The 12,555-nt window shown below is 63.2% G+C and carries 11 protein-coding genes; 6 read left to right on the forward strand and 5 right to left on the reverse strand.

The window, feature by feature from the left end; genetic code table 11:
* Window positions 1-3 precede the first annotated feature (3 nt).
* The 4 genes from J4G38_RS07065 to J4G38_RS07080 form a co-directional block, all read right to left on the reverse strand.
* Complete coding sequence (locus J4G38_RS07065) at window positions 4-1,068, reverse strand: lipocalin family protein (protein WP_210513874.1); 1,065 nt, start codon at window positions 1,066-1,068, stop codon at window positions 4-6.
* Window positions 1,069-1,775: 707 nt separating this feature from the next.
* Window positions 1,776-2,477, reverse strand: coding sequence for a carboxypeptidase-like regulatory domain-containing protein (locus J4G38_RS07070; RefSeq protein WP_210513873.1), 702 nt, complete (start codon window positions 2,475-2,477; stop codon window positions 1,776-1,778).
* Between the two features lie 236 nt (window positions 2,478-2,713).
* Window positions 2,714-3,103 (reverse strand): hypothetical protein, encoded by a 390-nt coding sequence (locus tag J4G38_RS07075; protein WP_210513872.1) that lies wholly within the window; start codon window positions 3,101-3,103, stop codon window positions 2,714-2,716.
* Window positions 3,104-3,723: 620 nt separating this feature from the next.
* A complete protein-coding gene (locus J4G38_RS07080) occupies window positions 3,724-4,842 on the reverse strand; it encodes a hypothetical protein (RefSeq protein ID WP_210513871.1) in 1,119 nt (372 codons plus the stop codon).
* Between the two features lie 555 nt (window positions 4,843-5,397).
* Between J4G38_RS07080 and J4G38_RS07085 the strand changes: the two genes are divergently transcribed.
* From J4G38_RS07085 to J4G38_RS07100, 4 genes are all read left to right on the forward strand, one after another.
* Window positions 5,398-5,961, forward strand: a complete 564-nt coding sequence (locus J4G38_RS07085; RefSeq protein ID WP_210513870.1) for a hypothetical protein — start codon at window positions 5,398-5,400, stop codon at window positions 5,959-5,961.
* Between the two features lie 99 nt (window positions 5,962-6,060).
* Entirely contained in the window at window positions 6,061-7,833 is a 1,773-nt protein-coding gene (locus tag J4G38_RS07090) for an amino acid permease (protein ID WP_210513869.1), read from the forward strand.
* 58 nt (window positions 7,834-7,891) lie between these two features.
* Window positions 7,892-8,995, forward strand: coding sequence for a sensor histidine kinase (locus tag J4G38_RS07095; RefSeq protein WP_210513868.1), 1,104 nt, complete (start codon window positions 7,892-7,894; stop codon window positions 8,993-8,995).
* A 396-nt stretch (window positions 8,996-9,391) separates the two neighbouring features.
* A complete protein-coding gene (locus J4G38_RS07100) occupies window positions 9,392-9,643 on the forward strand; it encodes a hypothetical protein (RefSeq protein WP_210513867.1) in 252 nt (83 codons plus the stop codon).
* 121 nt (window positions 9,644-9,764) lie between these two features.
* Here the strand turns inward: J4G38_RS07100 and J4G38_RS07105 are convergent, their stop codons facing one another.
* Window positions 9,765-10,694 (reverse strand): T9SS type A sorting domain-containing protein, encoded by a 930-nt coding sequence (locus J4G38_RS07105; RefSeq protein ID WP_210513866.1) that lies wholly within the window; start codon window positions 10,692-10,694, stop codon window positions 9,765-9,767.
* 154 nt (window positions 10,695-10,848) lie between these two features.
* Between J4G38_RS07105 and J4G38_RS07110 the strand changes: the two genes are divergently transcribed.
* Together J4G38_RS07110 and J4G38_RS07115 are read left to right on the forward strand one after the other, a co-directional pair.
* On the forward strand, window positions 10,849-11,409 hold the full coding sequence (locus J4G38_RS07110) for a transposase (protein WP_210513865.1): 561 nt from the start codon (window positions 10,849-10,851) through the stop codon (window positions 11,407-11,409).
* A gap of 66 nt (window positions 11,410-11,475) precedes the next feature.
* On the forward strand, window positions 11,476-12,453 hold the full coding sequence (locus J4G38_RS07115) for a lipid A deacylase LpxR family protein (protein WP_210513864.1): 978 nt from the start codon (window positions 11,476-11,478) through the stop codon (window positions 12,451-12,453).
* The last annotated feature ends 102 nt before the right edge of the window (window positions 12,454-12,555 follow it).

Genomic DNA, 12,555 nt, shown 5'->3' on the forward strand with positions numbered 1-12,555 from the left:
CGACTACCTGTTCGTGATTTCCACGTAGGCCTTGCCCGTCACCGGCTGGCCATTATGCGTGCCCGTGACGCGGCACATGCCCTCCCAGTAGTACATGGTGAAGGTGTGGAAGAAGCGCAGGGCCAGTTCCTGGTTGGGCACAAGGGGCTCCACGGTGAGGTCGTAGCCCTGGCCGGGAACCTGCACGCGCCATTTGGCGGGGTATTTTTTCTTTGATTTGGGGCTGGTCCAGTACGTGAGGGGCGTGAGCTGGAAATCGGGGCCGGTGAGGTGGATGTCTTTGCCCGTTGCGGAGCTGAAGGTGCCGTTGTTGAGGCCCTGGTTGGTGGCGCTGTTGCGCAGGGTGTTCAGCATAAACTCCTCGCGGGGCTGGTCGAGCTGAATGCTGAGCCAGTCCCAGCCCACGTTTTTGCTCACGATGCTGGTGCAGTTCCACTGCCGGTCGTACCACAGCTCGCCGGTTACCTGATGGGTTTTGCCGCCCACCACGAGCGTGCCCGTAGTGGCCAGGCGCGGGTAAGAATAGTAGCCGGCCGAGATGCCGTTGCCGTAGTTTTCGTAGCCGGTGCCGCTGTGCAGCACCACGGCCCGGGCGGGCGTCGTGCTCAGGTCGAGGGCGTAGCCGGCGTTGGCTTTGCCGGAGAGGGCGGCTTGCAGGTGGTAGGCCCCCTCCTGCCCGTCAAACTTCCAGACCTCGCCGCCCTTGCCATCGCGCAGGCGCAGCGGCAGCGAGTCGGTGAGCAGGCGCGGCAGCCGGCCCAGCTTGTAGTCGTAGCGAAACTGCTGGCCTTTGGGGTCGGTGAGGGCCACGTTCACCAGCTGGTAATCCCGCTTGCCATCTTTCAGGTTGAAGTGGAAGAAGACGTACTCGATGCCGAACTGCTCGCCGGTGGCCTGGTCGGTGAGGTGGCCGGTGAGGTACCACCATTCCAGCGAGTTTTTGGGATGCGGGGCTTCCTCGTGGGGCAGCTCGGCGCGGGTAGCGGTGGGGTTGAAGCGGGTGGTGGGCCGGAGCGGTGCGCAGGCCGCCGCCAGCAAGATTATTAGGGCAAAACGCAAAACTTTCATACCCGAGGAAAAGGCTTTTCCGGGCCGAAAGGTTTAGGCGTGATGCAAGGTGCTTACCGGAAATCAATTCTGTATTCGTGCCTTTTTAGCCGCATAGTATATAGCCTCACGCGAGTGGCATCGATAGGCAAGTCTGCTCGGAAAAAGTAGCGGCTGTATTGCGTTTCGCGTTCTTTGATGGTGCTTAACGCCCGCAACACCACGCTATCGGCTTGAGCTGGACGAGGCACAATCAGCATAAATCTTCCTCTTTTATCGGTCCACGTTGAAGCAACAATAGTAGACCTGCTGTAAGCAGCAGGATGATTTATCACCCTTACCCGCGCTCGGTTTCGGGGAATACCCAGCCAGTTGCAAGCAGGGGCCCGAACAACCAGACTATCGAGTGCATTCGAAGTAGTGACTGGCGGCAGCGCAGGTGGCCCCCCGAAGCCGAAGTATGCTGCCAGCCTAAAAAAGCAGCCACCGCCAGCAGCCACCGCCAGCAGCCACCGCTGAGCCCTGCTAACTCTTTTGTGACGACGAGGCGCAATTGTAAGCGCGCGCTGCCCTAGGAGTTTCACCATAAACGCCAGAATTTCGGCCTCGTTCAGGCGCGAGAAATTTACTACTTCGGTCTGGCAGCTGCCGCAATAACGGCCAGCGGTGGTGGGTGTCAGAATATCCCAACATCTCAGAACATGGCTTTGGAATAGCAACCATTGTGATTACCCCTGCGGCGGCTTCACGGGCGGCACGGGCTGACGGATTTTACCCATTATCTGCCCCCGGCCTTCCACCGATTGCATTTTGATGTTGAGCTCGATGGGTTGAATAGCGGTGCGCAGATTTACGGGCACATCCTGGGGCTTGAACACGAACGGGCTGCCCTCGACGTGCAGCGTGAGCGTGCCGGCTTGCACGGGCTCCCAGGTAGCGGCCATCACCAGCTCGAAACGGCCGTTTTCGTCAGTAGTGGCCCCGTATTGGGTCTTATTGATAAAAATGAACGCACCCGCTACCGCAGGCCCTTTCTCGCCGTCGAGCACCTGGCCCCGGATAACGACTTGCTTGTGCGCAGCGGCCGGGTCGGCCACGGCGGCGGTGGGCGTGGGCGGCGGCGTCTGGGGCGGCTTGGTGGCGCACGACGACATGGGGTGCCAGCCCAGCACCGCCAGCCCGGCCAGCAGCCACTGCCGCCAGCGCCCAATCGGGGCGGGCGGGGCCAGTTGCGTGGCGTAGGCATTGGCACACACCGGCCGCCCACCCTGCCGCGCCAGGAAAGCCAGGATTTCGGCTTCGCTCAGCCGGGTAAAATCCACCACTTCGGTGGCGCAGGCGGCGCAGTGGCGGCCGGCGGCGGTAGGCGACATGGCGGCCCAACTGACGGCGCAGGGCTGCGGAATGCTGACGGCAAGGCGGGAGGTCATGCGGCTAAAGTAGCTGAATTTCGGGAGTACCGGCGGGTGAGCGGGTACGGCTGGTCGGGCTCTGCTTCGCCGCCCCCGGCATATTGCTCCTTCAGGGCTTTCGCATTGGCCGTTGTGCGCCTGCTTTCCCGCACGGCCCTGCCTGGCCCTGATTTCGGCGTTGGCTGGCAGGGTAAGTGCGCTCAAAAGGCGTATGCGTGGTAGAAACCCGGAAATAGAGTCCCCGGGCAGCCGCGCTAGTATTGTGGTTCGTTCAGGTCGGCCAGGCTGATGGAGGAAGTGTACCGCTCCAGCGCTGCGGTACCGGTGAAACTGCTTAGCCTCACCATTGCCCTCGTTTCTGCCTCGAAGTACACTTCGCAAAAGAGACCGCCGGGCAGGTCGTAGAGGGCCACAACATTGCCGCCCGCCCGCCGGCGGGCCAGGAAGGTGCCTTCGCTCAATACCGCCGCCCATTGCTCCCGCTGCGATAGGATGCGGAAGGCGCGCAGGGAGAAGCGTTTTGCCGGAATGGAGGGCATGGCAACCCGTCGGCAGTCAGGAGTGTGCGTGCCCCAATAATCGTGTAACACGAGGCAAACACATACCACAACCGGGATGAGCAGCGTACCAATGATGGTGTTCATGGGCGTGCTTATTGAAGGTAGCGGCGGAGTAAAGGCAGAAAGCCGCACGGCACGCACCGAGTTGGAGGAGAGCGCCGGGAACGGAAGCGCTATTGCTGATAAAACCGTTGTGCCAGCGTGCGGATAGAATGTCGCATCAAATTTAGGGTTGCGGCCAGTGAGTGTGCACACACTAACCATGCGATTATACAGAAAGCTACGCACAAAAACCCGTAGTTGAAACCATTAAAAAAGTCGGGAAATGCCGGGGACTGAATAGCCAGCCGGGCAGCAGCCCGGCCAGGCCGCCGAAGAAATCGAAAAGGGACGGCGGTAGCTAGGCAATAAGCAGCCGGAATGGCTCAAACAGGCAGCGCCGTGGTGCGGGGCGGCCTCCTTCAGCGGCTCATTATCTGCGGGTTTTATTCAGCCCAGCGGGTCAGCAATACTGGCCCAGGCCGGCAATGCACCATGATTTTGGCTTGAGCAGCGCAGTGGCGGGCGGTGGCAGCGAGCGTCATTTCGGCCCGGCTGCCGGCGCGGGGCGACGGCGGGTGAGCGCGGGAAAGCAGAGGCTTGCGTGAGGAAAAGGCGTGGCTCTTGCCTCGGTGTCCGCTCGCCCCACTTAGCCCAGGAAGCGCTTAATAATTTTTCGTTTCGACCCGCTGCAGCTCTTGCCAGTTGACTTGGCCGGCATCGAGCGGGACGTTGGTGCTGAGGGTGGTGCCCTGGCGGTCAGAATAAACGTGACTGTAGCCGTCGGCCACTTTCACGCGCTGGCCAGTGGCGGCGTCTTCGTATTTAGCCTCGCCCCGGATGTAGTCGCCGAAAGCCTCGCTCTGGCGGTCCTGGGAGGCCTGGCGGTTGGCAGCAATTTCCTTATAGGTTTTGGCGCGGTAGTCCTGCAAATCTTTCTGAATGGCCATGCGCTTCTGCGCCTCGGCGTTGTTCGACTGCACGCCGTTGTTGGTGAGCTGCTGAAGCTGCTGCTGCCACGCTGGGTTGAACACCACCGATTTTTGCGCGGCCAGGTTGTAGGCATAGATGGCGGCCAGGTCGCCGTCGCTCTGCGTTACGTTGGTGTTGGCGGTCCAACTGCAATACACTTCGCCGTTCATGTTGTTGGTGAGGGAAGTAAGAGTGGCGGCGAGGCGCACCTTGCGGCCCGAGGGCAGCACGCCATCGACATAACCCGTGGCGCGCTGCTGGCCCTGGCCGAGGTTCTCGACCGGGCCGGTGTGCTCGCCCGTGACGCGGATTTGCGCGCCGGCCGTTTTGGCCAGCTGCGGCAGCAACACGGCTTTGAGGTAGCCGACGGGCGGCATGGGCGCCAGCCGGCCGGGGTCGCGCATGCCACCGTATTGGGCCGCCATCTGGTTCATGCTGCGGGTCTGGGGGCCATCCACGTAATGGTAGCCGGCCTCGGGCAGGTACTCGATGGAATTGTGCTTATCGGGCGAGTTCAGGCCAATGTAGATGACATTGCTGGGCACGGCCCCATTCCAGGCCCGCTGGAAGGACTGGTGCATCTGCCAGCCGCGCGGAATTTTGAAAGCATACGCCACCATGTTGTTGATGCCGGGGTCGAGCAGGCCGCGCACCTCGTAGGGTGAGGCGGCCGAACCGGGGCGCGCCGGTGCCCCTGCCCGCGCCACCGAGGCCGGCCGCGCCTGCCGCTGGGCCGCCGTGGATGCCTGGCCATCGCAGGCCGTAGTGCCGCCCCAAAGCAACAATACCGAGAAAGTAATGGGAAATTTCATAAGCCAAAGGGACCACGGGCACAACAAAAGGAAGCTGCTTGGCACAATCGCCGCAGGCCAACCAATTGGCTAATTTAAAATTAATATAGACATTTTACAAATGCATCCATCTGGAGTCCGGCAAGGGGCACTGCTCGAAGGCCCTGACAAGCTTTGCTAGGGCGGGTGCGCACCACTCCGCGTTGGGGCAGCCGGGCTGGCGCGCTGCAACGGCCAATCCAGCTGTCCCGCCGCGAAACGGCCGTGGGAGGCGGCTGCTCGCGGCTCTGGCCGGAAAGGCCGGAATTTCGGCTTCGGTAGGATGGGAAAGGAAAAACCCTCCACGGTTTGCGGGTGGGCCGCTCCATAGCAACTCGCAGCAAGGGGAGCAATGGTGGCCCGGCTTTCGTTGCAGGGCCGCGAAATGGTGGAGGCAACGGCGGAGCGGATGAACAGGCCGGCAGCAGGTTTCCTACCCGATGCCGGGCCGCAAGAGAATGCACACGCCCAGAGGCAAAACATTGTATCTTAGCCTTCGTTCCTGCGGCTCACGCCCTTTCCTCTCTTTCTCCGGCCATGACTACCGTATTCCGCATTGCGTCGCTGGCGCTGGTTTCGCTGCCTTTTCTGAGCCACGCCCAGACGGGCACCGGGGCTGCGCTCGGGCTGGAAATTCCGGCGCCGGCACCGCCCAGCCGGGGCCATTTTCTGACGGGCGCTTACGTTGTAGGCAACTACACGCCCCTGCCCACCACCAGCAGCTACGGCTATGGCGTGCAGCCCTACCTGCGCTACCAGCTGGGCAGCAGCGCCACGGGCCGCCCGCGGCCCTTCGTGCAGTACACCTTTATTCCCTACCGCCTGCAAGGCAACGGGGCCGGCATGCTCTATAACCCGGATGCCGCCTTGCCACTTAATCCGGGCTTTGCCCCACTGGCGCAACGCGCTGCCCCCTTTGGCTACGGCAACACCAGCAACTACGGTGGCCTGGGCGCTTTTTCGGTGGGTATCCCCATGCGAATTGGCAACGGCTCGGCAGAGCTGAGCGTGGGCGGCAGCATCGTGGAAGGGTTGCTCAGGTCTGTAATTGACCCGCGGTCGCTGGAGATTTCGCCGCTGGGACCGTACTGGAAGCGCTAGTGAGGTCTGCCGTCTGGTAGGACCGGATGGCGGGATGCGGGCCGCAACCCGTGCCGGGGCGTTATCTTTTCGCCCCCAAACCCTGCTTCCCACTCCTGCATGAGTTCCGATAAATCTCTTTTTCGCCGCAAAACCATCGCGGCCATTCTGCAAAATCCCCCGGCCGACCACGAAAGCACCTCCTCGCCCGGCGGCCTCGAACGCCACCTCACCGTGCGTGACCTCACGGCGCTGGGCATCGCGGCCATTATTGGGGCCGGTATTTTCAGCACCATCGGCAAGGCCAGTCTGGATGGCGGACCGGCGGTGTCGCTGCTGTTCGTGTTCACGGCCGTGGCCTGCGCGTTTTCGGCGCTGTGCTACGCGCAGTTCGCGGCTACTATTCCGGTCAGCGGCTCGGCTTATACGTATGCGTACGCTTCGTTTGGCGAGCTGGCGGCCTGGATTATTGGCTGGGCGCTGATTATGGAATACGCGGTGGGCAACATCGTGGTGGCCATTTCGTGGTCCGATTACTTCACGGGATTGATGGAAGGCATTGGCGTGCACATTCCGCTTTGGCTCACGATGGGCACGCAGACTGGCCATGCGGGCTACGAGGCGGTGATGACCATTATGCAGGCCGGCCGGCCCCTCACCGACGCCACCCCCGCCCAGCTGGAAGGCTACAAAGCCTGGACGCAGGCCCCGGAGCTGTTCAACGGCTTCCATTTCGTCGTCGACCTGCCCGCCTTCACCATCACCGTGCTCATCACGGCGCTGGTGTACACGGGTATTAAGGAGAGCAAAAACGCGTCGAACCTGCTGGTGCTGCTCAAGCTGATTATCGTGTTCATCGTGATTGCGGTAGGCGCGTTCTACGTGCAGCCGGCCAACTGGCACCCGTTTGCGCCGCACGGCGTGGGCGGCGTGCTCAAAGGAGTTTCGGCGGTGTTCTTTGCCTACATCGGCTTCGATGCGATTTCGACCACCGCCGAGGAGTGTAAGAATCCGCAGCGCGACCTGCCCAAGGCCATGATGTACGCCCTCATTATCTGCACGGTGCTGTATGTGCTTATCACGCTGGTGCTCACGGGCATGGTGTCGTATAAGGAACTGGGCGTGGGCGACCCGCTCTCCTTCGTGTTTGCCAAGGTGGGGCTGCCGCGGCTGTCGGGGCTGGTGGCGGTGAGTGCGGTGTTTGCCATGGCGTCGGTGCTGCTGGTGTTTCAGCTCGGCCAGCCGCGCATCTGGCTGACCATGAGCCGCGACGGGCTGCTGCCCCAGGTGTTTTCGAAGATTCACCCGCGCTTTCACACGCCGTCATTTGCCACCATCGTCACGGGTTTTTTCGTGGCGGTGCCGGCGCTTATTCTGAACATGGATTTGGTGGTCGACCTCACCAGCATCGGCACGCTGTTCGCGTTTGCGCTGGTCTGCGGCGGCATCCTCATCATCGACCCGTATGGCCGCTCCGAGGCCCGGTTCAAGGTGCCGTACATCAACGGGCAGTGGCTGGTGCCGCTGATTCTGGTCGTGGGCGCGTTCCTGGTGGTGCGCTACAACGCGGCCAGCAACCACGAATTCCTGCTCGACATCAGCGGGCAGCGCGGCTGGCTGCAAACCGATGCGCTGAGCGGCCGGGTGAGCGGCGGCTTCGCCCACCAGATTCCGACGCTGGTGTTTTTCCTGTTCTGCATCGCCCTGAGCGTGCTCTCGTTCCGCAAAAAACTCTCGCTGCTGCCCACCCTGGGCTTGTTGATTAACTTGTACCTGATGACCGAGCTGGGCATCAGCAACTGGACGCTGTTCTTCGTGTGGCTGCTGATTGGCCTAATGGTCTATTTCGGCTACGGGTACAAGAATTCGAAGTTGAACCGGATGGCAGCGTAAACGGTTGCAGGCCGGGCCGGCATTTCCTCGCTAAGGCTTTTTTGCCAACGTCTGTCTTATGCCTCTCTCCGCCGAAATTTTCCAGCAGCTCCTCGACAGCAGCCCCCAAACGTTTTTCGTGTACAGCGTGAGCGCTGGCCGCGTGCTGTACGTGAGCGCGGCCTACGAGCAGCTGTTTCCCGGCACCCAGCGCGCCGATGTGGATGCCGACCTGCCCCGGCTGCTGAGCTACCTGCCGGCCGACGACCAGGCCTACGCCCTTCACTGCTTTGGCCAGCTGGCCGCCGGGCACCTCTGCGACGACCTGCTGCTGCGCCTGCAGCCCCGCCCCGATGTGCCCCTGCGCTGGCTGGCCGTGCAGACCCAGCGCTCCCTCACGCCCGACGGGCAGGCGCTGCTCTCGGGTACCGTGCAGGACGTGACGCGGGAGCAGGAGTACCTGCGCAACGCCGACAAGTACATGGCCAAGAAGAACACCACGCTCGAAATCCTCTCGCACGACCTGGCCGGGCCCTTCACCATGCTCCAGCAGCTGGCCGAGTTCATTGAGGAAAAAACCCAGCCCCTGCAAGACCCGCAGGTGCAGAAAATGATAGGCATCATGCGCGAAACCTGCCGCGAGAGCGTGAACCTCATCCGCGACTTCGTGGACGGCGAGTTCATGGAGTCGGCCAGCGTGGACCTCAAGCGCCTGCGCGTGGACCTGGTGCTGAACATTCGCCAGGTGGTGGATACTTACCATCAGGGCGAGCACCTGGTGGCCAAGCACTTTTCGTTCTCGCACTCGCAGCCCACAATGTACGTGGAAATCGATAACAACAAATTTTTGCAGGTGATTAACAACCTGATGTCCAACGCCATCAAGTTCACCCGCGAGGGCGGCCGCATTGCCGTGGGCCTGGAGCAGCGCGCTGATTACGTACTCGTGACCGTGGCCGACGACGGCATTGGCATCCCCGCCCACCTGCTGCCCGTGCTCTTCGACCGTTTCACGCCGGCCCGCCGGCCGGGCCTGCGCGGCGAGAAAACCACCGGCCTCGGCATGCACATCATCGAAACCATCGTGCGCCTGCACGAGGGCCGCATCTGGGTGGAGAGCCGGGAGAACGAGGGGACGACTTTCTATATTCAGCTGCCGACTGCGGCCGGGGCAGTGGGCTAGAGCGGCGATGCCACGGCCCTAGGCTGCTTTCAGGGCCATAAAAACCTTTCCGCTGGCATTACTGGCTTGTCTGACTGGCTTGGCGGCCCTCGCGCAACCGGCGGCTCCCAGCATCCCGGCCACGGGCCGCACCCCGGCGGCGTTTCCCGGCGGCGTTTGTTCCCGTCGGCTACGGCCTGCTGCGGGGCAGCCGGGCCACCGGCGGCCTGAACCGCGCCGGGCGCGCCGATGCGGCGCTGGTGCCGGGTCGTATGCTGGAAGACTCCCTTGGCTTGCTGAGCGACAAGCTGCCTCCCGGTTGCGGCTGGTGCTGTTTGGCACGCCCACGGGCTAATTGCCATCAAGCGAGGAGTTCTCACGATTAAACACGATGTTGGTGGCAACGTGGGCCACATCATGGCCACCAAATTCCGGTATCAGCAGAGTAGCTTTTACTTCATCGGCGAAACGAATGAGTACGGCTCGCACGCTCCCAGCTGCGAGCACCTGCTCTACCCGCCGGGGTATGATTATCGGGACACCAACTTTGCCACCGGCGACTATGAAACGATACAGACCTCGGAAGCCTGCAGGCTGCTGGTGCACCAGAGCGGCCGCCGCAAGCCCGCCCCGCTACGCAAGCTGGCCGATTATGCGGTGAAGCCGTGAGTGCGTCGTTCATTGTCAGGGCAAACAACTCCAACGGCCCTTTCAGAAACTAGAGAAGCCCCGGCTGCGCGTGCGGCCGGGGCTTCTTTGCGCAGCGCGTCGCACGGCAGTTGCCGCGCGCCTACTCCACCACCAGACGGCGCGACCCACCACCCGGCACCTCAAAAGAGAGCAGGTAGAGGCCCCGGGCTTGGCTGCTCAGGTCCAGCTCGCGCTCGGTGATGGGGCCGGCGGCGGAGCGGGCGGGCAGGGCCAGCACGGTGCGGCCCAGGGCATCGCGCACGGTGAGCGGGGCGGCGGCCAGGGCCGCGTCGGGGGTTCGTATTACGAAGCGCCCGCCCGCGCTGGGGTTTGGGTAAACGACGGCGGCGCTGGCCGCCTGGCCGGGCGTGGTGGCGAGAACGCCGCCGCTCAGGCTCAGGTCATCAAGAAGCAAAACCGCCGAGCCGGCCGAGCGCGTGGAGCCCACCACCGTGGTAAAGCGCAGCGTGTCGGGGGTGAAGGTGCCGGCGCCGTAGGTGAGCGGCAGGGTGCCCAGGGTGTAGACGGTGGTGGCGTTGGCGGGGGCCACCAGGAAAGAGGTGCCCAAAGCAATGGTGCGGGCCGTGGCGCGCGGCCCCTGCCGCAGCTCCAGGTACAGCACGGCCGAATCCTGGGCCGCGCCGCTGAACCGGTACCAAAACTGCAGCCGGGCGGGCTTGGCCGTGTAGGGCAGGCCGCCGCGGAAGGAGAAATTGGCTGCCGAAGCCGGCGTGAGCCGGGCAATATCGCCGAGCACGAGCACGCCCGGCACGTTCTGCCCCAGGATGCTCGCGCCCGCCACGCGGGCCGCATACTGCCCGCCGTGGGCGGCGGTGGACTGCGTGACGCTGCCCAGGCCGAAGCCAATCAGGCGCTGGGCGAAGTCGTCGCTGGTCACGTAGCCCTGCGGCACCTGGTTGCCGGTGCGGGTGGTCCAGGTTTCGAAGCCGGAGTTGGGCAGCTGCTGGGCCTGGGCGGGGGCCGCCGTCAGGGCACCGAGTAGCGTCAATAAGGAGAAGAAGTGTTTCATGAAGTTAGTTGAGGGGTGGAGCCACGAAGTTAGAGCGGCTGTTTCGAAAGCGCTTAAGAAAGAAGGCGTCAGGAGGCTCGCCCCAAAAAGCAAATTTTCACACGCGTGCTACGCCTCGCCTACTACCTTGCGGGCCAACGCCTGCCCCCTGCCCATGCCGCTACCATCCGGTACCACTTCCTTCCTCACCTTCCGCCTGCATGGCACCATCCCCGCCGCCACCGGCCGCGAGCTGAAGGCCACGCTGCACCAGGCGCAGGAAGCCGGCACCGCGCACCACCGCGCCCAGAAGCAGTTTTTCGCGAAGTTTGACGCCGTGCTCGACCGGGCTCCCATCGGTGCGGCCTACTTCGAAAACGAGAAAATGGCCGAGGTGCTGGCCGGCGAAATTATGATGCTCGAAGAAACCGGCTTTATCGTCCACGGCTTCGCCGTTCTGCCCAACCACGCGCACATTGTGCTGCATTTGCCCGAATCCAATAACCTCTCGTTCGCCAAAGCCATCGACCTGCTGCACCTGCGCACGGGCACCAGCTGCCGCCGCCTGGTGCGCCCCAAGCTCCCGCCCGAAGCCGAATTCTGGCAGGTGGGCTGGTTCGAATACGCTGTGCAGGACGAGGCCGAGCTGACGCGCCTGCTGGCCTACGTGCGCGGCAATGCCCGGCAGGCGGGCCTGCCGGCCCGGTTTCAGGAATGGCCGTATGTGAATGAGTAGCGGAGTGAGCCCGCTCGGCTAACTGCCAATCCTCCCAGCCCGGCAAGCCCGTACCTCCAGCCACTCATGCGCCTGCCGATACTCCTGTTTCTCTCGCTGCTGCTTCACGGAGCCCAGGCTGCCCCCGCGCCGGCCGATACCCTGCGCCCCCTCAGCCCCGACCGCCTCCTGAGTTGTACCTACGCGAACGACCTGTTTTTTCGCACCGACTACTACTTCACGCAGGGCATGACCCTCACGCTGGTGCACCCGGCGCTGGCCCGCCTGCCGCTGCGGCACCTGCTGGCCGGCGGCCCCAGCGGCAGCACGCAGTACCACGGCCTCACGCTGCGCTACGATGGTTTTACGCCCCTGCGCATTCAGGACCCGTTTATTCGCCTCGGCGACCGGCCGTACGCGGCTTACTTATATGCCTCGTTTTTCCGGGTGAGCAACCAGCCGGCGCGCCACCAGCGCCTGACGACGGCCCTGGAAATCGGCTTCATTGGGCCAGCTGCCGGGGGCAAGGAGCTGCAAACCGCCATCCACCGCGTCACGGGCAACGTGGAGCCGCGCGGCTGGAACTACCAGATTCCCAACGCGCCCATTGTCGGCTACCGCGTGGCGTTCGAAAAGCAGCTGGCCGCCGCCCGCCACTTCGATTTACTGGGCAACGCGGAAGCTTCTCTGGGCACGCTTTACACCTATGCCGGAACGGGCGTGCGCCTCCGCGCCGGACAGCTCAATCCTTATTTCGACCACTTGGGCGCAACCGGGCCGGGCAGCCAAACCAGTCGGAAAAGCTGGCAGTGCTACGGCCAGGCCACTTTGGAAGGCCGCCTCATCGGCTACGATGCTACGCTGCAAGGTGGGGTTTTCACCAGCAATCCCCCGTATGTGTTAGCCGCTGCCGATGTGCGCCGGGCAGTGCTGCGCAGCTCCGGCGGCGTGGTGCTGGCCCACGAAGGGCTGAGTTTTGCTGCTACGGCCACCTGGGTTTCGCCCGAGTTTGTGGGCGGCCGCTCGCACCGCTGGGGACAATTGGGGGTGACGAGGGCATTTTGACGCCTTTGGCTTTATGAGGAATGAGGAATGAGGAATGAGGAATGAGGAATTTTGGGACCGTTGGCTCCAATTACAATTCTTCATTCCTCATTCTTCATTCCT

It is taken from the genome of Hymenobacter terricola (assembly GCF_017921975.2).
Taxonomy (GTDB): Bacteria; Bacteroidota; Bacteroidia; order Cytophagales; family Hymenobacteraceae; genus Hymenobacter; species Hymenobacter terricola.